This is a genomic window from Aeribacillus composti (genome assembly GCF_031760945.1).
Taxonomy (GTDB): Bacteria; Bacillota; Bacilli; order Bacillales; family Aeribacillaceae; genus Aeribacillus; species Aeribacillus composti.
On sequence record NZ_CP134501.1, the window covers coordinates 2930801 to 2954273 of the forward strand.

Genomic DNA, 23473 nt, shown 5'->3' on the forward strand with positions numbered 1-23473 from the left:
TACAATTCCCTAATTTTTCGGAATGCAAACATAAAATCTGCAATCATTTATCTATTCGACATTTTGTCAATTGAATCCTTTCGATCATATCAAAAATAGAACAAGTTTTAAATCCAATCAGGAAACGCTACAATATTATTGTATAACGAAAAAAAAGGAGGCCGGCAAGTTGAAAGATCCAAGAATCAAAAAATTGGCAAAAATTTTAATTCATTATTCATGCCAACTGCAAAAAGGCGAAAAAGTGCTTATTGAAAACTTTGGTCTTGAGAAGGAGCTTGTGATTGCTCTCATCCGCGAGGCTTACAAAGCTGGCGGGCATCCGTTTGTTTCCATTAAAGATCATCAAATAAACCGAGCTTTATTGCTTGGAGGACAAGAAGAACAATTCGAAATGATGGCTGATTTCGAAGCAAATGTCATGAAAGAAATGGACGCATACATAGGCCTCAGATCAGGCAAAAACATTAATGAATTTGCTGACGTTCCAGAAGAAAAAATGAAGCTGGAAGGCAGAACAATCGGGCAAAAGGTGCATCGTGAAATCCGCGTTCCGAAAACAAAATGGGTGGTTCTCAGATACCCGAATGAATCCATGGCACAGCTTGCAAAAATGAGCACAGAAGCGTTTGAAGACTTTTATTTTAATGTCTGCACTCTTGATTACGAAAAAATGGATAAAGCGATGGATGCGCTTGTTGAACTGATGAACAAAACTGACAAAGTACATATTAAAGGTCCTGGCACTGATCTGACTTTTTCAATCAAAGATATTCCTGCGATTAAATGTGCAGGACGCATGAATATTCCTGACGGTGAAGTATTTACAGCGCCTGTTAAAAATTCTGTGAACGGCACCATTACGTTTAATACGCCTTCTCCGTACCAAGGATTTACATTTGAAAATGTTCGGTTAACATTTAAAGACGGAAAAATCATTGATGCGTCAGCTAATGATACAAAACGATTAAACAGCATTTTGGATACAGATGAAGGAGCAAGATATATCGGTGAATTCGCCATCGGTGTCAATCCATATATCCTTCACCCGATGCAGGACATTCTGTTTGACGAAAAAATCGCTGGAAGCTTCCACTTTACGCCAGGGCAATGCTACGATGAAGCGTATAATGGCAACCATTCCAATATCCACTGGGATTTGGTCGTCATTCAGCGTCCGGAATATGGAGGCGGAGAAATTTATTTTGACGACGTATTGATCCGAAAAGACGGACTGTTTGTCATTCCGGAATTGGAGCAGCTAAATCCTGAGAATTTAAAATAGTGCATTCTTCGCTATAAAAACAAAACGACTGTAACATTTTTTGTTACAGTCGTTTTGTTTTAAACACACAGCTTTTCATAGGCATCTTGATATTTTTGAATATCTCCTGCACCCATGAATAAAATAACGCTGCTTTCATGCTTTTTCAAAACTTTAATGTTCGTCTCATCGATTAACTCTGAATGTTCAATTTGCGCCTGCAAATCTTTTATCGTGAGGTTCCCTATGTTTTCACGGGCAGAGCCAAAAATTTCGCATAAGTATACTTTGTCGGCGCTTTTTAAACTATCCGCAAACTCATTAAGAAATGACTGTGTTCTTGAAAAGGTATGAGGCTGAAAAACAGCAACAATTTCCCGGTCAGGATATTTTTGCCGCGCAGCTTCAATTGTTGCTTTTATTTCCGTAGGATGATGGGCGTAATCGTCAATCAGCACTTGTCCTCCGAAATTTTTGGCGCTGAATCTTCTTTTTACGCCTTTAAACGTTTTGACGCGCTCCTGAATAACATCAATTCCAATATTTTCGTATTGGCATAACGTAATAACCGCCAGCGCATTTAGAACGTTGTGATCCCCGAATGCAGGAATTTCAAACGTGCCGTAAAACGTATTCCGAATATATACATCAAATACAGTTCCCGTTGTGCTTTTCACCACATTTCTCGCTTGAAAATCGTTTTCCTCATGAAAACCGTAATATAATACCGGAACTTTCGCTTGTATTTCCTGTAAACGCTCATCATCTCCGCAAGCGATAATTCCTTTTTTCACTTGTAAAGCCATTTGCTGAAATGCTGAAAAAACATCATCCAGATCACGATAATAATCAGGGTGGTCAAAATCAATGTTCGTCATAATCGCATAATCCGGATGATAGGATAGAAAATGGCGCCGGTATTCACATGCTTCAAAGACAAAATATTTGCTGTTTTGAACTCCTTTTCCCGTTCCGTCTCCAATCAAGTATGAGGTAGGAAAAGCACCTTGCATAACATGAGACAGCAAACCGGTTGTAGATGTTTTACCGTGCACGCCAGTTACCGCTATGCTTGTGAATTTGTTCATCAATTCCCCTAAAAATTTGTGATAGCGGTAAACCGGCAATTGAAGTCTCTTTGCTTCTTCAATCTCCTCGTGTGTATCTGGAAAAGCATTACCAGCTATTACAGTTAAACCAGGGTGAATGTTATTTTTCGAAAAAGGAAATATTTGAATTCCCCGTTCCTCCAAGCCTTTTTGTGTAAAAATATATTTTTCAATATCAGATCCTTGTACATTTTCATTCATATCATGAAGGATTTGAGCTAAAGCACTCATCCCTGTTCCTTTTATGCCAACAAAATGATAAGCAGTCATATAAGAACCTCCAACAATCGTCTATCTGTAAAATAATATATGACGAATGACTAGTTTTGCAACTATAATATTTATTTCCTGCAAGCTTCATAACGCAATATTGTATACTTTTAGTGTTTCCTAATTGAAAGCAACGTATATCGTTTTAAATCGGCATTGCCAAAATCAGCCCAACATTTTAATAATATCATGTTCAGTACATCTCAACTACTCTCTTTTATTGTTTTCAATTGTTCTTCTGACACTAGCACGTCTCGCGGCTTGCTTCCTTTCGGCGGGGAAATGATCCCTTGCTCCTCCATTAAATCAATCAATCTGGCCGCTCTATTATAACCGATTCGAAAACGGCGTTGAAGGCTTGAAGCCGAAGCATGCCCCTGCTCTACAACAAACTCGCAGGCTTCATAAAAAAGATCATCTTCTTCTGCTTGGAAATTTGTTTTCGCAAGCAATTCCTCTTGTTTAAACAAATAATTGGGAGCCATCTGGTTTTTTACATGGTGAACGACGCGATCAATTTCATCATCAGAAACAAAAGTTCCTTGAACTCTTACCGGTTTTGCAGAACCGTTTTCTAAAAACAGCATGTCTCCTCTTCCTAGGAGTCTTTCTGCACCGGAAGTATCAAGAATCGTTCTTGAATCTATTTGCGATGATACGGAAAATGCTATTCTTGTAGGAATATTCGCCTTTATTAAACCGGTTATAACATCAACAGACGGTCTTTGTGTGGCAATTAATAAATGGATGCCGCAAGCTCTCGCTTTTTGGGCAATCCGGCAAATCGCCTCCTCCACATCGTTCGGCGAAACCATCATTAAATCAGCGAGCTCGTCAATCACAATCACGATGTACGGCAATCGTTTCTCCTTTTCCTTGTCGCCGACTCGTTCATTAAATTTCTCGATATCTCGAACGCCTACATGGGCAAATAATTCATACCTTCTTTCCATTTCATCTACCGCCCATTTCAGTGCAGCAGTAGCTGCTTTTACATCCGTAATAACAGGGCTGACGAGATGAGGTATGCGGTTATACGGTGCAAGCTCCACCATTTTTGGATCAATGAGGAGCATTTTCACATCATTTGGAGTTGCTTTATAGAGCAGGCTGACTAAAATCGTATTGATACAAACGCTTTTTCCTGACCCTGTAGCTCCCGCAATCAAACCATGCGGCATTTTTTTCAAATCCGTCACAATCGGCTCCCCTGAAATGCTGAGGCCCAGAGCAACCGTTAACGGAGAGCGGTTGGCTTGAAAAGCTTTCGACCGTAAAATCTCTCTTAAAAAAACCGTTTTGCTTTTCCGGTTTGGCACCTCAATCCCTATTGTGTTTTTCCCCGGTATCGGAGCCTCAATCCGGATGTCTTTTGCAGACAAGCTTAATTTAATATCGTCTATCAAGTTAGTTATCTTGCTCACTTTTACGCCGGGTTCAGGGTGAACCTCAAACCTCGTGACGGAAGGTCCTTGTGACACATTGACCACTTTTGCATTGACATGAAAATTTTGCAGCGTAAGATCGAGCAAATTCTTTTGCTTTTCTATCCACTGATCATCCGCTTCTTCCTCAAACGGCTGAACGTTCAGGAGGGTGAGCGGCGGAAACAAATAATTTTGCCGTTTTTCCTTTACTTCAAGCTTTCGTTTATCTTGTCCAAACATAATGACATTATATGGAATAATTGTCTTTTCGTTTTGATTTGATGAAAGCTTTCCTCTGGAAACAGGCTTTCGTCTGTCATCGAACTTTTTCTCTAAATGCTTTGGATCCGCTTCCTGTTTTAGGCTCGTCTCCTGTTTTGGACCTTCCTCCTGATTTAGATCTGTTCCTTGTTTTAGATCTGTCTCCTGTTTTAGATTCGTCCCCTGCTTTAGAACTGTCTCTTGTTTTAGATCCGTCTCCTGATTTAGACCTGTCCACTGTTTTAGATTCGTCTCTTGCTTTGATCCCGTCTCCTGGTTTAGATCCGTCCACTGTTTTAGATTCGTTTCTTGCTTTGATTCCATCTCCTGGTTTAGATCCGTCCACTGTTTTAGATTCGTCTCTTGCTTTGATTCCGTCTCCTGGTTTAGACCTGTCCACTGTTTTAGATTCGTCTCTTGCTTTGAATCCATCTCCAGCTTTGAAGCCTCGACCGATTGAGCTTCCTCAGCTTCCCGCTGTTTATCCTCCGAAGGCGGTGCTGTTATTTCAAAATATGAATCCTCAGCTTCGTGATCTTGTGTTTTTGATATTTCTTTTTCATAATCGTTTTCATATTCTATCATTTCATTTATTTCTATTTCTTCTGCTGCAGCAAACTCCCTTTGCACTTCTTTTTGTTTTTCCAGATCATTGACGAAAATATCATGTACGTCTATGTCCGTCTGTTGCTGATATTGCTCTTCAATTTTTTTGAAAAATAAATCATCTCTATTCCTTGGTCCAAATCCAAAAATCGGTGAAGGGATTTCCGTTGGCTGAAAAGATTTTCTTTCCTTTTGTGCGCCTTGTGCACTATTCAGTCGAGACTGCTTGCGTTCAGAAGATGTTTTTGCTTTTGATTTTGCCGCATCCGCTGGGCGTCTCGTTTCTCGCAATGTTTCATCATCGGATATTAGCGGAAACCGAAAGTTTCCTTTCGGATATTGATATGTAACTCTAGCTTGCATCTCTAATCTATCGTCAGTTAATGATTGATCTTTTATTTTTTCAGTAGAATTGTTTTTATCTATCTTTCTTTCATATTCTTCTTCCTGATTATCGAAAAACAACCGCAACAGTTTTGACAACCAGCTCATCTATGATCACTCTTTCATTCATACTAATCTCATCCTATATTTTATCAATAAAAATACTTTTTGGAAGTTTAAAAAGCAATGACAAACATTAATATTATATTGCTAAAATCACAGATTTAAAAATAAATAAGACTCCCTGTATAAACAAGGAGTTTATTCTTTATTTTTTATATTTTCGATATACATTATTCGTTCAATCAGAGGCGGATGATCGTAACGTAAAAATTTCACTATTTTCGGCGGATTTATTTCGCTGCGGCTAAATTTCGCCAAATGTTGAAATGTTTTTACAGCCGCTTCCTCGTTTTTTGTCATTTCAATTGCATATAAATCCGCCTGTTTCTCTTGATACCTTGATACTATGCCGGATATAGGGCTTGAAGCGAACGATAACATCCCCAGCAGCAAAAGAAATAGAGGAAGCGACGACAATTCACGTATAGATTGAATGTTCAGCCTTTTTCCCCATCGATTTGTACAAAAAATCATTAACCGATGAATGATATATAAACCTGCCAAGGAAAGAAGCAAATACCCGGCTATTCCGATATAGATGTGCTTCATCACATAATGTCCCATCTCATGAGCCATAATGAATAATATTTCATCTTCGCTTAATTTATTTAACGTCGTATCCCACAAAACGATTCTCGAATTTGATCCTATTCCTGTCACATAGGCGTTCAACGCATTTGTTTTGGTGGACATATCCACTTCATACACATGCTCCGCGGGAATATCTGCTTTGGAAGCTAGCTGTAAAATTTCTTCCTCCAGCTTTTTATTTTTCAACGGGTAAAAATCGTTGTACAGCGGATCAATGATTACCGGCTGAATAAACATTATAAACAATGTGAATGGTATCGATGCAAACCATGCCCAAAGCCACCAGCGCTTTTCAAATTTTCGAATAATGATGTATAGAAACGTGACGACAACCGCCATTAAAACATAATTAACAAGAAAATCGGTCACTTCATCCTTCAGCCACGAGTTCAACGTCTGGGTCGAGATTTGAAAATCCTTTGACAGTTTGTAGTTCAGCCAGCTGACAGGTAATGTTAGTAAAGTGACAAGCAATGACAGCCAAAAATAGTATAAAGCTGTTTGGACTATAAAGAAACGGGATGCTGTTTCCGCCCATTGCTGAAATGTTTTTGAAATCCCAAAGCTTAGCACAATAAAAAAGATGATCCACTCTAACGGAATAGATATGAAAAATACCAAATTTTTCAATTGCGAATAATTTTCTGACAGCTGCAGCTCCTCTGCCGTTAAAAACGTTTTCGGATCGGCAGAAGTACCTTTAATTCCCTTCGGCAGCTCATAACCCGTCCAGAAGAATAAATAGAAGTATAAAACCAAACCGTAAACTGCATATAATAAAATGATCGTTAGAAGACTCTTTTTCAAGCCGAATACCCCCTTGAGCTTAACTCCCTCCTTTAGTAGTTTAGATAAAAAAACATCGTAATAGAACTGCTTTTCCAAAATATTTAGAAAAAGAAGCTGTAAAAAGATAAAACGGCAATTGAACACATAACTACAAAAAAGACGTTGGCTCCGAAATAAGCAGCAATGAACGCTGTAAATGCACCGACTGCTCCAAACAGGAAATCCTCGTGAATAAAAAAGACCGAGGGCACGATCAATGCACCTAATGTTGCATATGGTACATTTTTTAATACATTTTGCCAAAACGGAGGGAGATGTAATTGACTGAAGACAACAAAAGGAAGCATTCGCGGTATGTATGTCACAACGCCCATTCCGATAATCAACCAAAATATTTGGCTATTCATCTTGCTGCACCTCTAATTTTCTAAAGATACATTCCACAACAACGGAGGAAAATAAGGACGACAATGCAATAGACCAGCCTATAGACAGCCGTCCGGTCGTCAATAAAACGGAATTTATCACTGCAGATAATAAAGCTAGTACGATAATTTTCCGATGTTTTTTTAATGAAGGAACCAATAAGCCGATGAATAGGGCATATAGAGCAATTCCCATGCTTTCCTGTAAGAAAGCGGGCAAATTTTCTCCAACTATATAACCGATTCCAGAATTGATCACCCAGCTGCTATATGCCATCAAGCATAGTCCAAACATATATGGTGCTGTGACCATTTCCTGTCTGACAGCCGCAACTGCATATGTTTCATCTGTTACACCAAAGCCGTACAGAGCTTTTATCCATATGGAGTCTTTCTCCACTTTCTCATTTAATGATGCTGACATAAGGAAATGGCGGATGTTTACAATGAAAGTTGTCATAATAATTTCCCAAGCACCAACATGCGCAGCAATTAGGCTTAATGACATATATTGAGCCGCTCCTGCAAAAACGATTGCACTCATCATCACCGTTTCCGCAATCGAAAGTCCCGTTCTTTCAGCAAGAAGGCCGAAAGCGATGGCAACGGGGAAATAGCCGATGGCAATGCTGATTCCTGCTTGAATGCCTTGGATTAATTCCGATTTATATTTTGCCAATGCTGTCGAATGCAATCGGAATCACCTCCATTTCTAGTTTTCCGGATAATAAATGATCACATAATATTTAACTTTTTGATCCGTTATATTTTTATAATCATGCTTTTTGTCCGCTGCAAATCGGATCGCTTCCCCTTCGCGAACAACATAAGAACATCCATCAATTACAATTTCTAAAGCTCCCTTTTGAATGATCAAAATTTCTTGCACCCCGTGCGCATGTTCATCCGATTGATGGACATGTCCAGGCTCTAAATGTGCTTCAAACACCTCAAACGGCTTGCCGATTTCAAACGTAAACATCGGGTATACTTTATACTTTTCATCATCATCAGATATAGCCGGTATGTTTGATAAAGATATTTTTTGAACGCTTGACGCCTCCTCCTTCATCAAAGCGGAAAATGATACATGAAGTCCGTTCGCTATTTTCCACAGCGTGGAGACAGTCGGATTCGCTTCCCCCCTTTCAATTTGTGCAAGAATCGCTTTGGAAACGCCTGTCTTTTCAGACACCTTGTCGAGGCTTAGCGCCATCCTTTTTCGGATTTTACAAAAATTTTCCCCAATAATTTGCTGAATCGGCTTCATGTTTTCCTCCTTTTTTATGTTTTGTTTATTATATCATACATTTGTTTTATATATTGAACAAAATTGCATTTAAAAACCTCTCCCCTGAATGGAAAGAGGTAAATATCAGCTTAAGAGCACCCGGTCAGATACTGCATCTTGAATTTTGGCAAATTCGTCCATTAATTTCGGAATGGTCAGTTTTACTTTTTCTTCAGCAGATGCCTCAAAAATGATTTTTCCGCGATTCATCATCAGCAATCTGTTTCCTAGATCAATCGCCTGCTGCATATTATGTGTAATCATAATCGTTGTTAAATTATATTCTTCAATAAATTTTTTCGTAAGCGACAGGACGACCTCTGCGCGTGCGGGATCTAATGCGGCTGTATGCTCATCAAGCAATAATATTTTCGGTTTCGTAAATGTTGCCATCAAAAGCGACAACGCCTGTCTTTCCCCGCCTGACAGCAATCCTACTTTCGCATTTAAACGGTTTTCTAATCCAAGCCCTAAAAGCGACAGCTGCTCCTTAAAATAATTTTTCCGCTTATTCGTTACACCTCTGGCCAAAGTTCGTTTATGAACACGGCCGTAAGCGATCGCCAAATTTTCTTCAATGGTCAACGTCGGCGATGTGCCTGACAACGGATTTTGAAACACTCTGCCGATATATTTTGATCGTTTATGCTCAGGAAGTGTTGTTATATTTACGCCGTCAAGCCAGACTTCCCCCTCATCGGGAAACAGCTTTCCAGCTATGATGTTCAGCAAAGTCGATTTCCCTGCGCCGTTGCTGCCAATAATCGTAATAAAATCGCCTTTTTCGACCTCTAAATGAATTCCATCTAAGGCGATTTTTTCATCCAATGACCCTTCGTTAAACACTTTATGAATGTGTTTTAGCTGAAGCAACTTGTTCACCCCGCTTTCTTGCCAATTTTCTTTTTTTCTCACGCCGTTTTTCAAAATATCGCGGGATGATTAACGCCAAAATGACGATACAAGCTGTAATTAATTTTATATCGCCTGTTTCAAAAAAGTTAAATCTAAATGCAAAGGCGACTATGAAACGATAAATGACAGCACCGATTATAACAGCTAAGGTAGCCCGAACAATCGTCTTGCTGCCGACAATTGCCTCTCCAATAATAACGGAAGCAAGCCCGATCACAATCATTCCAATTCCCATATTGGCATCGCTGAAGCCATTATATTGGGCGACAAGTGCACCTGACAAAGCAACCAAACCATTTGACAATCCTAATCCTAATACTTTAAGAAAGTTTGTATTCGCCGAAAAACTTTTAATCATTTCTTCGTTATCTCCGACAGCTCTTATAGCAAGTCCGATTTCCGTTTTTAAGAAGTAATCAAGGATGAGCTTTAAAAAAGCGACCAATAACACCATTGAAATGATGACTGACCATGTGGTCGGGGAAAAAGAAATGACGCTCTTAACGGCTTGATCGATCGGTGCCAGCGCATCGGCCAGCTTTGAGAAAAGCGTTTCCTCCTGTAAAAGCGAAACATTCGATTTTCCCATAATTCGCAAATTAATGGAATAAAGAGCGATCATCATTAATATACCGGATAACAACGGATTAATTTTCCCATACGAAGCAAAATTCCCGTTAAGATCCCAGCTAGAAAGCCGACAATCATTCCGGCAATCGTCGCCATAACAGGATGAGCTCCGTCTATGATCATGACGGCTGCGACGGCAGCTCCAGTAACGAAGCTACCGTCAACCGTTAAATCTGGAAAATCTAATATTCTAAAAGATAAATAGACTCCGAGAGCCATTATTGCGTAAATAAGTCCCGCCTCAAGTGAGCCATATACTGCTGTCAGCATGTAAACACCCTTCCAAATTACTCAATAAACTCTGCTTCTTTGCTCCACTCGTCTAAAATCTTAACGTTCATCTCAGCTGCTGCTTTTTTATTAATAAGAAGCTTTAAGTTTTGCGGATATTGAACAGGCAGTTCAGACGGCTTTTTCCCTTCTGTTAAAATTTTTGCAGCCATTTCTCCTGCTTCATAGCCAATGTCATAATATTCAAATCCGTACGCAGCAAAACCGCCTTTTTTGACTGAATCTAATTCACCGACAAACAGCGGGATATCGTTTTCATTTGCAACGGAAATGACCGAATCAAGCGCAGAAACAACGGTATTGTCAGTGATAATGTAAAAGCAATCGACTTTGCCGACAAGAGATTCAGCAGCTTGTTTCACTTCAGCTGAAGTAGAAACAGAAGCTTCGACAATTTTCAAATCCGTTCCTTCTGTCGCTTTTTTAACAAGGTCAATTTGCGCAACAGAGTTTTGTTCGCCTGAATTATAGATCATTCCTATTCTTTTGCCATCTAAATATTGATCAATAAATTTCACCGTTTTCGGTATGGCATCAGGATGGGTATCAGTTGTTCCTGTTACATTCCCTCCTGGATTTTCCATCTCTTTCACAAGCCCGGCGCCGACAGGATCTGTTACGGATGTAAATACAATTGGAATATCCTTTGTAGCATTTGCTGCAGCAAGTGCACTAGGCGTTGCATTCGCAAAAATTAAATCGACGTTATCTCCGACGAAGTTATTCGCAATCGTTTGGGTATTCGATTGATCCCCTTGAGCGTTTTGAATATCATAATCTACATTTAACCCTTTATCTTTAATTGCTTGTTGAAATCCCTTCAATGCCTCATCCAGCGACGGGTGCGCTACAAATTGAGTGATACCAATTTTAAATGTTTCTTTCTTTCCTTCTTCACTATTGCTTTCGCTGCTGGACCCTTTGCTGCTTCCACAACCTGACAGCACGAGGAGCGCCATCAAAAAAATTCCTCCGATTGCTCCTATCCTAGTTTTCAAAATTTTCTTCCCCCTTTTTTACTTTTATGCTTTAAATTATAACAATATATTTTTGATTTTCAATTATTTTCTGACGAATTTTCCAAAAAAATAAGGATGCCAACATACTGCACCCTTACAGAAAATGGAACACTATTCTGTCAAAATGAAGTTTGCAAGTAGCTTTAAGTTTATGAAATGTTCGGCAAAAGGCTGTCCCATAATTTTGCTAATATAATTTCTCTTTAATCAATATGTAACGACAACCCTGTTTTAGCCAGCTTGATCGATCCATTAAAAATCGTTTTAGCTTCTTCTATCAATTCTTCATGATTGCCTTTATGAGGCAAATGAGTCAGCAAAAGTTCTTTTACATTTGCTTCCTTAGCAATTGTCGCAGCTTCGTGGGAATTCATATGCCCAAACTTTTTGCCGTCTTCATTCGCATACATATTGCATTCGCATATAAGCAAGTCCGCATTTTGGCTGAATGGAATGAATTCATTTTTAAAGCTTGAATCTGCCGTGTATACAACCGTTTTATGTCCTGAAGTAAATCTCATGGCAAAACAGTCAACAGGATGATCTGTTTTTAAAAATGTAATCGTAAACGGACCGATCGAAATCGATTGATCAGGATCGTATGAAATTCCTTTTGTCACATTCAAATGTGTGAGTCTGTCAAATTCTTTTGTATCAAGGCTATGTCCGTAAATGGGCAAAATTTTGTTTGATTTTTGCAACATGCCGGTAATTTGTCTTGCATATTGCAGCGGTCCAATATCTGCAATATGATCATGATGATAATGAGAAAGGATCACAGCATCTAAATCTGAAAGTGATACAAAATTTTGCAGCTGTGATAATACAGCACTTCCGCAATCAACTAACAGGTTAAACCCCTTTTCCTGAAATAAATAGCCTGATGTAGCCTCATTCGCTTCTGGATAGCCTCCCCAGAACCCTACAACTGTTACTTTCATCACCCTTATCCTCCTCAATAAGAAAAAATGTTTTAAAACAGTATTGACATTTTTCATTCTGTTATAATACAATGTTAATAACAACAGCACGGGGGGATAATAAATGTTAGGACAAAAAATCACTGAATTTTTTAGAAACTTGCCAAGAAAAAAATGTATTGAATGCGGAAAAGAAATTGAAGAACAGCACGAATGCTACGGGAACAAATGCAATCATTGCTTACATGTAAAATAAATTTATTCAGGCAATTCTAAAAAGAATTGCCTGAATATTTTTTCTCTTCTCTTAACCTGTACTAATACACATTGTAATTGGCTAGCTTTGAAGAATCCCTTACAATTAATGTAAGAGGCAAAAGATGCACCTCTCTTTCTTTATACCGTCTCGTTTTTATTTTTTCCATCATCACTTCCATTGCTAAATGACCCATTTCTTTCACCGGCTGATTAACCGTCGTAATCATAGGCTCCATCAGTTCAGTTATAGCCTGATTGTCAAACCCGACGACCGCTAATTCTTCCGGGACACGGACGCCAAGTCTCTTTGACTCAGAAATCATCCCGGCTGCCACTTCATCAGAACCTGTGAAGACCGCCGTTGGAGCTTCAACCATCTCCATCATTTTCCTCAAGACATTTTTTCCGTCTTCAAATGTAAATACATTTCGGAAAATATATTGCTCAGGAAGGTACAATCCCGCTTCACGAAGTGCTTTTCGAAAACCTTCTTCCCTAGCTCTCGAAACATTACTGTTTACATTTCCACAGCAAAAAGCAATTTTATTGTATCCTTGATCGATTAAATGCTTAGTTGCAACATACCCTCCGTAGTTTTGATCCATATGAATCATCGGGACATTTGCCTGTTCATCGAATTCGTTGCATAAAATAATCGGACCGTATTCTAAAAACGGCTCAACAGCCTCCCAGCCATTTAGCAATGTCGTCATAATCACTCCATCTACTTGTTTCGTTTTTAACAAGTTTAAATAGTCTAATTCTTTTTTTGCTGAATATAACGTTTGACAAACAATCAATTGATAATGGTATTGAGACGCAACGATTTCCAGCGATTCAACAAATTGTCCAAAAAACGGGTTCATAACCCTAGGAATAATGACAGCAATAATTTCAGTTTTTTGATTTCTTAAACTTCTAGCTGAAGAATTAGGTACATACCCTAATTGCTTCATTGCTTCTAGCACTAATTGTTTTTTTTCCTCCGATACGTAAGGCTGATTATTTATCACCCTTGAAACTGTCGTTTTCGATAAACCAGCCAGTTTTGCCACATCTTCAATTGTAGCCACTTTCATTCCTCCAAAAACTTTGGGATCCCTTGATTTTCTTTTGATTATAGATCAATGGTCAACAGATGTGCAATGAATTTTTTATATCTTTCCAGATCGCTTTTTCTAAAAAAAACAGAAATGCTAACTTGTTCAACAAATATATATTTTCTTCAATTTGAATTGTCGGACTTTAAACAATGGGAACCAACCAAGGCGTTTTAAAGATCAGAAGTCGGAAGCGTCAAAACTTGCTAAAATGGATGCCTCCTCTGAAAAAATAAGAGACAAGCCTGCCTTTTAAGCTTGTCCCAAATGTAAAAATTGAAGAACATCTTTCACCGCTTTTTTACCTTGATCAATGCAGTCCGGGATCCCCAATCCTTCAAAAGAGGCACCCGTTAAATATATTCCGGGGTATTTTTGTCCCATAATACTTTTTATATTTCTTATGTTGTCAAGGTGTCCGACAATGTATTGAGGCATTGCTTCCTTCAATCTTGTAACAATAGAAAAAATCGGTTCTCCTTTTACCGGCATCAATCGATTTAAGTCATCCAAAACGGTTTGAATGATCACATCATCCGGCTGGTCAACAACCGCTTCATCTCCTGCTTTTCCAACATACGCTCTTAGCAGCGTTTTGCCCTTCGGAGCAGTATGCGGCCATTTTTTGTTGGTCCATGTACAAGCAGTAATCGTATAGCCGCTGTTTCTCGAAACAACAAACCCCGTTCCATCTGCGGGCAGCTGAACAGCTTCTTCCGGATAAGCCATTGCAACGGTTGCAACAGATGTTGAAGGCATTTTTTTGAAATAAGCGAGTGTTTGCTGCTCATTCGGAAACATAGATGGAATAGCATCATGCTGAGCGGTAATGACTATCGCATCCGCCTTGTCAACAGTTCCGTCAGATAATTCCAAATGGTAGAGATCATCTTCCTTTTTAATCTCCGAAACTTTTATTCCTTTTTTCACTACCGTATGATCCAATTGGCGTTCTATTGCTTCAACAATCGATTGCAAACCAGTTGAAACGGTTTGAAAAATCCCTTTATGTTGCTCCTGTTGTTGTTTTTGTTTAGACTTTTGCGCCTGCTTGGCCATTCCTAAAATTAAACTGCGATGCTTTTGTTCAATTTCATAAAAGTGCGGAAAGATTGCTAATAAACTTAAATTATAAATATCTCCTGCATAAATCCCGGAAAGAAGCGGTTCAATCAAATTTTCAACCACTTCGCTGCCGAGCCTGCGGCCAAAAAATCCGCCTAATGACTGATCTCCGTCCACTTTTTTCTTCGGCAGGAAAAGGTCAAACGAAGCCCGCAGCTTGCCAGTTAACGAAAACAAACCGGAGGTGGCGAAAGAAGCAATATTTGTTGGCACGCCCATAACCGCTCCTTTTGGGATCGGATGGAGCTTGTCGCCAACAAGGACAAAAGATTGCCCCACGTCATTGTTCACCAAATAATCTCCAAGCCCTACGTCCTTTGCAAGCTGCGTAGCGCTTTTTTTCCGCTCCAAAAAGGAATCCGGACCTCTTTCAATGATAAATCCGTCCCTTTTTATCGTTTCTATTTTTCCTCCTAATCGCGGCTTCGCTTCAATCAGCACAACATCTATTGGAAGATGATTTTTTTTAATTTCTGACTGCAAGTAGAACGCAACTGAAAGCCCAGTTATTCCCCCGCCAACAATTGCTACTTTTTTTCTTCCCATAAAATCTCCTTCTTATTTTGACATTCCTAAGTGTTTTAACACGACTGTAGCTAAACAATCGATGAATTCAGGTTTTGCATTCGGCATTTCTGGACGATAATAAGCTGCTCCAAGCTCGTCTGTTACTGCCTTGCACTCGACATCGTTATCGTATAGAACTTCCAAGTGATCAGCCACAAAACCTACTGGAGCATAAACAAACGTCCGGTATCCTTTTTGTTCAAACAGATCTCTTGTTAAATCTTGAACATCTGGTCCGAGCCACGGCTCCGGAGTATTGCCTTCACTTTGCCAGCCAACAGCAAAATGCTGCACTCCGGCTTCTTTTGCAATTAATTCAGCTGTTTCTTGTAATTGATCTGGGTAAGGATCCCCTAATTGCACAATTTTTTCCGGCAGACTATGTGCTGAAACAATTAATACAGCTTTTTCCCGTTCTTCTTCAGTCATTTTCGCGTACGTTTCTTTTATTTGTTTAGCCCAATATTCAATAAATTTCGGTTCTTTATACCAGCTTTCGATAGAAGTGATGGAAGGTCCTCCGAGTTTTTTTGCAATTTCCTTTGCCCTGCCGTTGTACGACTTAATGCTGAAGGTCGAATAGTGCGGAGCTAAAACGATGCTGACCGCCTCAGTAATTCCATCTTTATTCATTTGTTCAACTGCATCTTCAATAAACGGCTCAATATGTTTTAATCCTAAATACATATGGAATTCTATTTCATTTTGAATATGATTTAAATATTTTTCTAAACCTTTCGCTTGTTCCTCTGTTATTTTAGCAAGAGGAGAAATGCCTCCGATCGCCTTGTATCGTTCTTTTAAATCTTCCAGACTTTCTGGATCAGGCTTTCTTCCATGGCGAATGTGGGTGTAATAGCGTTCAATATCCTCTTCTTTATATGGTGTACCATAAGCCATCACTAACAAACCCATTTTTTTCTTCGACATTACGTGCACCTCCAAAATTCAAGTTGATCATTTATTTCGATCTATTTTTGCTTATAATCATGAATAAATTCCGTTAATTTTTTTAATGTTTCCGGTTTTACTTGTGGAAAGACGCCATGTCCAAGATTAAAAATAAAACCTGGCTGTTTCATTCCTTCATCTAAAATAGCCTTTACCCGTTCTTTCACAAAATCCCACGGCGCAAGCAAAACTGCCGGATCAAGATTTCCCTGCAATGTTTTGGAAATCCCCATTTCTCTGGCAGCAGAAATCGACAGACGCCAATCTAAACCGATCACGTCTAAAGGCAAATCATTCCATTCTTCTACTAAATGTCCTGCACCCACTCCAAACATAATAAGCGGCGCCTCTTTTTCCTTTAATTCCGAAAAGATGCGGTTCATCACCGGCTTAATATAATATCGATAATCAGAAGCATTTAATGCTCCGACCCATGAATCAAAAATTTGCACCGCTTTAACCCCTGCGTCAATTTGCGCTTTCACGTAAGCAATGGTCATATCGGCAAGCTTTTCCATTAAAAGAAACCAAGCTTCTGGTTCAGCATACATGAATGCCTTTGTTTTGTTATAATTTTTGGAAGGGCCTCCCTCAATCATGTAGCTGGCAAGTGTGAATGGTGCTCCGGCAAATCCAATCAACGGAACGTTCAGTTGCTCATTGACTAAAAGCTTAATCGTATCTAAAACATATGGAACATCTTCCTCAGGATGAATTTCACCAAGTTTTTTTACATCCTCCAGCGACCTGATCGGATTTTCAATAACAGGCCCTGTTCCCGCTTTAATTTCAACTTGAACTCCAATGGCAGGCAGCGGCGTCATAATATCTTTATATAAAATTGCGGCATCAACCCCGTACTGCTCGACAGGAAGTCTAGTGACATATGCACAAAGCTCTGGTTGATGAGTAATTTCAAATAAGCTGTATTTTTCTTTTAACGCCCGGTATTCAGGCTGGGATCTCCCGGCTTGTCTCATATACCAAACAGGAACATAGTCCGTCGCTTCGCCTCTGCACGCTTTTAAAAAAGTATCATTAAAGCTTTTCTTCCTATCCATGTAAATCCCCCTTTAAAAACGATTCCTTTCTAATACTCTTTTTAAACTATACCTCTTCCCTTGCCCGATTGTATAGGAATATAAGGGAAATGTCATAAAATCGACGAAAGATCTTTCCAGCATTTTGTTATTCCCAGCGCGGGCTGACAAAATCAGTACCTTCCCCTTCCTGATGGGTTTGTGGATTATAAGGGACAACTTGATAAAAATGCTCTGAAAAAATGTTAATATACGGTATTTCATATTCTCCTTTTCCCTTTACAGATCCGACCAAATTCTTGCTTTCTCCGCTTCGTTCATAAATTCGGTATACGACCCGGTCATCATCTTGAGCAGGCCATTTTAATGTCACTTTAAATAATTGAAGTGCGTGAAATTGATATGTGGCGGAAAGCGAAGGGATTTGTGAAAGCCTGATTGGTTTTTCTAAATCTTTCACTTTTTTCGGAATCGTAAAGGATGTTTTTTCCTCAAATTTCAAACCGCTTAAAATATTTTTAAACATTTTCGTTGGATAATCGCTCCCACCCTTTAAAAAATGTTCTTCATCTGTCCGGTCATATCCGATCCACACTGCCCCCGTCACGTCAGGAGTATATCCGACAAACCATGCGTCCATCACGGCGCCCTTTTTCCCAGGAAATGATGTCGTACCCGTTTTTCCAGCTAAAGCTCCTTCATATTGTCCCGCTTTGGCAGTTCCTTCTTTAACAACCTGCTCCAGCATCCTCGTCATATTCCACGAGGTTTGCGGAGAAAAAACTTGATATTTTTGTTTTTTTACTTCTGCCACTACATCGCCGTTGGCATTCACAATTTTTTGTATGAAATACGGCTTGCTGTATTGGCCATTATTGGCAAAAGTTCTGTATGCATTTGCCAAATCAAACGGCGACACGCCGTACTTTAGTCCTCCTAAAGCAATCGCCAGTCCTTTATCCTCAATATAAATCCCGTTTTTCTCTAAATACTCTTTGCTTTTATCGATTCCAAGCTTATCGAGCACCCATACAGAAGGAGCATTTTTTGAATGGATTAGCGCATCATACATGGTTACATGTCCGTCATAACGTCCATCGTAATTGCTTGGAGAGTATCCTTTATAATCCAATTTCTCATCTTTTAGAAGAGAATAAGGCTGAAAAAGTCCTTCCTCCATTGCCGGAGCATACACAGCTATCGGCTTAAACGTTGACCCCGGCTGGCGCTTCGCTGTCAATCGATTAAATCCTTTGGAAACATAATTTCGTCCGCCGATCGCAGCGAGCACACCGCCTGTTTTATTATCTAATAAAATAAAAGCGCCTTGAGCATCATCTTTCGTACCTTGAAAATAAGCCTTTTCTTTAAAAACTTTGAATGCTTTTTCCTGAACATCGATATTGATCGGAACGGTAATTTTATATCCGCCTTTTAGGAGTTCTTCATTTGAAAGATGATACTTATTTTCCGCTTCCTCAAATACCATGTCAATATAGGCGGACAGCCAAGGCTTATCTTCCGTTTTATGAATATTCAGACCTAATGTTTTCCCCTGGCTTCTGACAGCTTGCTCCGGAGAAATATAGTTTTCGCGCTCCATTAAGGTTAATATCGCATTTCTTCTTTCTAAGCTTTTTTCTGGGTGCAAAATCGGAGAATAGGCTGCTGGAGCCTTCGGCAGGCCGGCTAGCAGCGCCCCTTCTTCAATAGTCAGTTCAGAGGCATCTTTATTGAAAAAAAATTTTGATGCAGACTGGATGCCGTATACGCCATGTCCAAAATAGATTTGATTCAAATACATCTCTAAAATTTTTCTTTTGCTATATTTCTGTTCAAGATAAATGGCAATGATAGCTTCTGTCATTTTTCTCAAAACCGTTTTATCGTTTGTTAAAAAAACATTTTTGGCGAGCTGTTGGGTGATTGTACTGCCGCCCTCTACTTTTTTGAAAGCAGCAATGTCCTTGAACAGCGCCCTTGAAATTGCCCGAAAATCAATGCCGTGATGCTCATAAAACCTTTTATCTTCAACAGCGATGAAAGCATTTTGTACATGCTTCGGAACTTTATCAATATCGATGATCTCTCTGTTTTCTAAATATAATTTCGTAATGGGCCGTCCTTCTTGATCGATCAAAGAGGTCGCAGAATGCAAAACAAGCTTTTTTTCATCCACAACGATAGCGCCTATCCAAATCATGGCAAAGTATGCGATAATACTTAACACAGCAGCAGCTAAAACGATTCCCGAGATCATCTTTATTTTTTTCAACAATGTTTTCACCTCTGTTTAACTCCCATAATTAGTATTGTATAATTTTGGATACAGTATGTAACATGTTTAACTTTTTTCGCAAATTGTCAAGTGATTTTCGTGCGAGGTGACTGTTATGAATGTTTATATAGCTTTCGGCACTATTGAATATTTAAGCAAAATCAAAAAAAATAATCTAGCAGAATGCATGTTATTCATGCATGACGGTGAAAGCGCCGTCCTTATGCATGAAACAAAAGGAACAACAATTTTTAAAGAACCCAAAAAATATGAAATTATTGATAAAAGAGGAAGCATCTGCAGCGATGGAGGGTTTGCCGTGTTTACCTATATATCTGTTACAGATGAAGGAAAACCTCTATTTGAACAGCAATTTAAAGAGCTATCTCGATTCATTGAAAGCCATTCGGGCTTTGTTGCCTTAAGAGTTCTCCGCCCTCTTTTCAAAAACACTTATATCATTTTCACTTTATGGGAGACAGAACAAGATTTTAACAAATGGGATCAAAACGAAGCTTTTGCTAACCACTTTAAAAAAGCTTTAGGGATGAGCGATAAACTCATTTTTCCTTCTCCACCCCGAGTAAAGAAATATTATATTGTAAAAGATGAGAAGGAATGATTTAAAATGGAAAGAGAGAAGAATGGATCAAAACATGCAAAAATCGTTGAAACGGCTAAAAAAATCAAGCCTCATTTAATTTTAAAAAATAAAGGGGAGAGGCGGAAAATATGACTTTATTATCAGTAGATCAGATTACCGGCGGGTACACAAATAAGCCTGTTTTAAAAAATGTTTCATTCACTGTAAACGAAAATGAAATGGTCGGTTTAATTGGATTAAACGGTGCGGGGAAAAGCACAACGATCAAGCATATCATCGGTTTGATGGAGCCAAGTGACGGGACTATTAAAATCAACGGCAAAACATTTCAGGAAGATCCGGTGCAATATCGAAAGCAATTTAGTTTTGTTCCTGAAACCCCTATTTTATACGAAGAAATGACGCTATTTGAGCATTTGCAATTGATGGCTATGGCGCACGGGATCAGCGAAGAGACATTGAACGAGCGGCTCGATCCTCTTTTAAAAACATTTCGAATGGAAAAGCAGTTGAAATGGTTTCCGGCACATTTTTCTAAAGGGATGAAACAAAAGGTCATGATTATGTGCGCTTTTTTAGTTCAGCCATCCCTTTACATAATTGATGAACCGTTTGTCGGGCTGGATCCGTTAGCCATTCACGCCCTGCTTGATCTCATGAATCAGGCGAAAAAACAAGGTGCTGGAATTTTAATGTCAACCCACATTTTAGCAAATGCAGAACGGTTTTGTGACACTTTTGTGATTTTGCACAACGGAACCGTCCGGGCTCAAGGAACTAAACTTGAGCTGCAGGAGCAATTCAATATGCCTGGTGCAACATTGGACGATCTTTATATTCGGCTGACAAAGGAGCAAGACGATGAGATCAATCAATGATATTTGGCCTGCCCGTTTTGCAGCACATATAAAAGAAACACAAACGTACTTGCGTTATATGCTGAACGATCATCTGCTTTTAGTGATTATGTTTTTATTAGGCGGAGGAGCCTATGCGTATCAGCAATGGCTTGACCAACTCCCACCTCATTTTCCATCAGCATTCTTAATGGCACTCTTGTTAGCATTAACGGTAACTTTTTCGCAAGTGCGCACGTTGTTAAAAGAACCTGACATCATCTTTTTACTGCCTATGGAAAAAGGATTAAACCATTATTTTCAGCGTGCTTTTATATACAGCTATATCCTTCAGACTGTCCAAATGATCGTATGCCTAATCATTCTTGCACCTTTATATTTTCAAAGCGGTGAAGGTGAAGGGATCAACTATTTATTCCTTATCTTCCAGCTGCTAGTTATTAAATATTGGAATTTGTGGATTCAATGGAAAATGACGCATTTTCCGGAGCGGTTATCCCAGATAATGGATAAGTTTGTCCGATATGCTGTCAATTTCACGGTAATTTATTTGGCTGTTAAGGAAAGCATGCTGTCCCTGTTTATTTACGGCATTATGGCATTGGTAACCATTTATTTCTTCAAGATAACGAGGAACAAAACGCTGCAGTGGGAATTTTTAATTTTGCAGGAAAATCGCAAATTGCAATCATTTTATAGATTGGCCAATATGTTTACTGATGTGCCGAAACTGAAGGCTGAAGCAAAAAGACGGAAATGGATGGACTGGATTTTGTCTTTCATCCCTTACAAGCAATCAAATGTATTTTTATATATGTTTTCCAGATCCTTCATTCGTTCGGGAGATTATTTCGGATTGTTTATCCGCTTATTGATGATCGGCGTTATTGTCAGCGTCTTTTTGCCTTTGTCACTTGTATCTTGCATCATTTTGCCGGCAGCTGTTCTCTTCCTAACCGGAATTCAATTAACGAGCTTATACAAGCATTATGATGCTCTTTTTATCGCTGACTTATATCCAGTTCCACAAAATGTAAAGAAAAAAAGCTTTTTACGCCTTCTTTTTACCATTCTTTTCATTGAGCTAGCCGTTCTTACCATTGTTTTATTAACGCAAACGAATATTTTATTTGTCGGCGTCCAGCTGGCAGTTAATGCGTTATTTGCATATATTTTTGTTTATATGTACTTTTCGGGAAAGCTTTTGGCAAGGTAAAGGAATGGAACGGAAGAATCTTCTTGGACATCTGTTTTTTATCGTTTTTCATGGACGGTTTGAATAAACTTTATGGCATTTAAGGAAGCGTCCTAATTTATTTTCAACAGGAAGCTCTTTTTCATTTGGATCGTGAGGAAAAGCGTTCATTTTCCAAGCTAATCTGTTTTGACAGATGGCTGCGAATGCTAAAAACATTTCACAAAGCCAATCTTCTCTTACGGCGCCGGATTGTTTTTTTAGAGCAAACGGTTTTTTGACTTAACGCTTTTGGCTTATGCCGCCAATTTTTTAAAAAAAATTTCATGACAATGCTGAGAGCTTCCCGAGGAGTTAAACGCCTTTTGATGTTTATCATCAAAAAACGCTCAATTTTTTTTATTTTACACAACATAAAAAATAAATTAGTGGGTATGCTATTGACTGAAGAGGGTGACCACACACTTAAACAGGTGTTTGTCATTAAAATTTTTTCATGTCGTGTTCTAACAAAAGTTTAAAGTGTCAAAAAGGAATACCATTCATTATTTGAAAATGGGGTGTTGACGAAAGACACTTTTAAATCGCTTTTTTAACATGTGCATTGAAACCCCTCTTCAAAGGAACGGACTTATGTTCGTTCCTTTTTATGTTTTCTTTCATTTTCAACACGTGGTAAAATAAAGAAAAAAATGGCGGGGAGTGTTATTATGAGCGATTGCATTTTTTGTAAAATTATTAACGGAGAAATTCCTTGTGCAAAAGTATACGAGGATGAACACGTTCTAGCTTTTATGGATATTATGCAGGTAACGAAAGGACATACACTCGTCATCCCAAAAGTACATAAAGAAAACGTTTTTGAGCTCACACCTGACATCTCAAGAAACTTTTTTGAAGCTGTTACGAAGGTCGCAAAGGCGGTAAAAAAACAATTGAATCCAAAAGGATTAAATTTAATCAATAACAATGGCGAAGAAGCCGGTCAAACAGTGTTTCATTACCATATGCACATAATTCCTCGACACGGAAAAGAAGATGGTTTAGGCATAGTATGGAAATCCCATCAAAATGATTATACTCCAGAAGATCTTGCACAGCTTGCTGAAACAATAAAAGGCGGATTGCAATAAAAAATAAACGGCTAAAGGATCCTAACAACAGGATCCTTACTGTTTTCTAA

At 38.9% G+C, this 23473-nt stretch carries 20 protein-coding genes and 1 pseudogene; 6 read left to right on the forward strand and 15 right to left on the reverse strand.

Annotated elements, in window-relative coordinates; genetic code table 11:
* Nucleotides 1-169: 169 nt before the first annotated feature.
* Entirely contained in the window at nt 170-1285 is a 1116-nt protein-coding gene (locus tag RI196_RS14260) for an aminopeptidase (RefSeq protein WP_311066407.1), read from the forward strand.
* Between the two features lie 59 nt (nt 1286-1344).
* Here the strand turns inward: RI196_RS14260 and murC are convergent, their stop codons facing one another.
* The 10 genes and pseudogenes from murC to RI196_RS14310 all read right to left on the reverse strand — a co-directional run bounded on the left by murC (nt 1345) and on the right by RI196_RS14310 (nt 12336).
* Nucleotides 1345-2643, reverse strand: coding sequence for a UDP-N-acetylmuramate--L-alanine ligase (gene murC, locus RI196_RS14265; protein WP_063387332.1), 1299 nt, complete (start codon nt 2641-2643; stop codon nt 1345-1347).
* 203 nt (nt 2644-2846) lie between these two features.
* Nucleotides 2847-5429: a DNA translocase FtsK gene (locus tag RI196_RS14270; protein WP_311066408.1), complete on the reverse strand. Its 2583-nt coding sequence runs from the start codon at nt 5427-5429 to the stop codon at nt 2847-2849.
* Between the two features lie 153 nt (nt 5430-5582).
* Complete coding sequence (locus tag RI196_RS14275; RefSeq protein WP_311066409.1) at nt 5583-6842, reverse strand: M48 family metallopeptidase; 1260 nt, start codon at nt 6840-6842, stop codon at nt 5583-5585.
* 83 nt (nt 6843-6925) lie between these two features.
* Nucleotides 6926-7231 (reverse strand): branched-chain amino acid transport AzlD family protein, encoded by a 306-nt coding sequence (locus tag RI196_RS14280; RefSeq protein ID WP_311066410.1) that lies wholly within the window; start codon nt 7229-7231, stop codon nt 6926-6928.
* A complete protein-coding gene (locus tag RI196_RS14285; RefSeq protein WP_094244637.1) occupies nt 7224-7943 on the reverse strand; it encodes an AzlC family ABC transporter permease in 720 nt (239 codons plus the stop codon). Before RI196_RS14285 ends, RI196_RS14280 begins: the two co-directional genes overlap by 8 nt.
* Before the next feature lie 18 nt (nt 7944-7961).
* Nucleotides 7962-8519: a helix-turn-helix domain-containing protein gene (locus RI196_RS14290; protein ID WP_094244636.1), complete on the reverse strand. Its 558-nt coding sequence runs from the start codon at nt 8517-8519 to the stop codon at nt 7962-7964.
* A 105-nt stretch (nt 8520-8624) separates the two neighbouring features.
* Nucleotides 8625-9413 carry an ABC transporter ATP-binding protein gene (locus RI196_RS14295; RefSeq protein ID WP_063387326.1) on the reverse strand — a complete coding sequence of 263 codons (789 nt, stop codon included), beginning with the start codon at nt 9411-9413 and terminating at the stop codon, nt 8625-8627.
* Nucleotides 9388-10355 (reverse strand): annotated as a pseudogene (locus RI196_RS14300) (ABC transporter permease). The gene RI196_RS14295 and the pseudogene RI196_RS14300 overlap by 26 nt, the downstream one beginning before the upstream one ends.
* Before the next feature lie 17 nt (nt 10356-10372).
* A complete protein-coding gene (locus RI196_RS14305) occupies nt 10373-11335 on the reverse strand; it encodes an ABC transporter substrate-binding protein (protein ID WP_063387481.1) in 963 nt (320 codons plus the stop codon).
* Nucleotides 11336-11598: 263 nt separating this feature from the next.
* Nucleotides 11599-12336, reverse strand: a complete 738-nt coding sequence (locus RI196_RS14310) for an MBL fold metallo-hydrolase (protein ID WP_063387324.1) — start codon at nt 12334-12336, stop codon at nt 11599-11601.
* A gap of 103 nt (nt 12337-12439) precedes the next feature.
* Here RI196_RS14310 and yhfH point away from each other — a divergent pair, with 103 nt between their 5' ends.
* Nucleotides 12440-12571, forward strand: a complete 132-nt coding sequence (yhfH, locus tag RI196_RS14315) for a protein YhfH (RefSeq protein ID WP_065095529.1) — start codon at nt 12440-12442, stop codon at nt 12569-12571.
* Nucleotides 12572-12632: 61 nt separating this feature from the next.
* Here the strand turns inward: yhfH and RI196_RS14320 are convergent, their stop codons facing one another.
* From RI196_RS14320 to RI196_RS14340, 5 genes are all read right to left on the reverse strand, one after another.
* Nucleotides 12633-13646 (reverse strand): LacI family DNA-binding transcriptional regulator, encoded by a 1014-nt coding sequence (locus RI196_RS14320; protein WP_063387323.1) that lies wholly within the window; start codon nt 13644-13646, stop codon nt 12633-12635.
* Nucleotides 13647-13925: 279 nt separating this feature from the next.
* Complete coding sequence (gene hemY / locus RI196_RS14325) at nt 13926-15344, reverse strand: protoporphyrinogen oxidase (protein WP_063387322.1); 1419 nt, start codon at nt 15342-15344, stop codon at nt 13926-13928.
* A gap of 12 nt (nt 15345-15356) precedes the next feature.
* Nucleotides 15357-16295, reverse strand: coding sequence for a ferrochelatase (hemH, locus tag RI196_RS14330; protein WP_311066411.1), 939 nt, complete (start codon nt 16293-16295; stop codon nt 15357-15359).
* A 41-nt stretch (nt 16296-16336) separates the two neighbouring features.
* Nucleotides 16337-17377, reverse strand: a complete 1041-nt coding sequence (gene hemE, locus RI196_RS14335; protein ID WP_311066412.1) for a uroporphyrinogen decarboxylase — start codon at nt 17375-17377, stop codon at nt 16337-16339.
* A 127-nt stretch (nt 17378-17504) separates the two neighbouring features.
* Nucleotides 17505-19616 carry a transglycosylase domain-containing protein gene (locus tag RI196_RS14340; RefSeq protein WP_311067365.1) on the reverse strand — a complete coding sequence of 704 codons (2112 nt, stop codon included), beginning with the start codon at nt 19614-19616 and terminating at the stop codon, nt 17505-17507.
* 133 nt (nt 19617-19749) lie between these two features.
* Here RI196_RS14340 and RI196_RS14345 point away from each other — a divergent pair, with 133 nt between their 5' ends.
* The 4 genes from RI196_RS14345 (at nt 19750) to RI196_RS14360 (ending at nt 23423) form a co-directional block, all read left to right on the forward strand.
* Complete coding sequence (locus RI196_RS14345; protein ID WP_063387319.1) at nt 19750-20256, forward strand: antibiotic biosynthesis monooxygenase family protein; 507 nt, start codon at nt 19750-19752, stop codon at nt 20254-20256.
* A 110-nt stretch (nt 20257-20366) separates the two neighbouring features.
* Nucleotides 20367-21116 (forward strand): ABC transporter ATP-binding protein, encoded by a 750-nt coding sequence (locus RI196_RS14350; RefSeq protein ID WP_311066413.1) that lies wholly within the window; start codon nt 20367-20369, stop codon nt 21114-21116.
* A complete protein-coding gene (locus tag RI196_RS14355; protein WP_311066414.1) occupies nt 21100-22311 on the forward strand; it encodes an ABC transporter permease in 1212 nt (403 codons plus the stop codon). The genes RI196_RS14350 and RI196_RS14355 overlap by 17 nt, the downstream gene beginning before the upstream one ends.
* A gap of 689 nt (nt 22312-23000) precedes the next feature.
* On the forward strand, nt 23001-23423 hold the full coding sequence (locus RI196_RS14360) for an HIT family protein (RefSeq protein ID WP_063387316.1): 423 nt from the start codon (nt 23001-23003) through the stop codon (nt 23421-23423).
* The last annotated feature ends 50 nt before the right edge of the window (nt 23424-23473 follow it).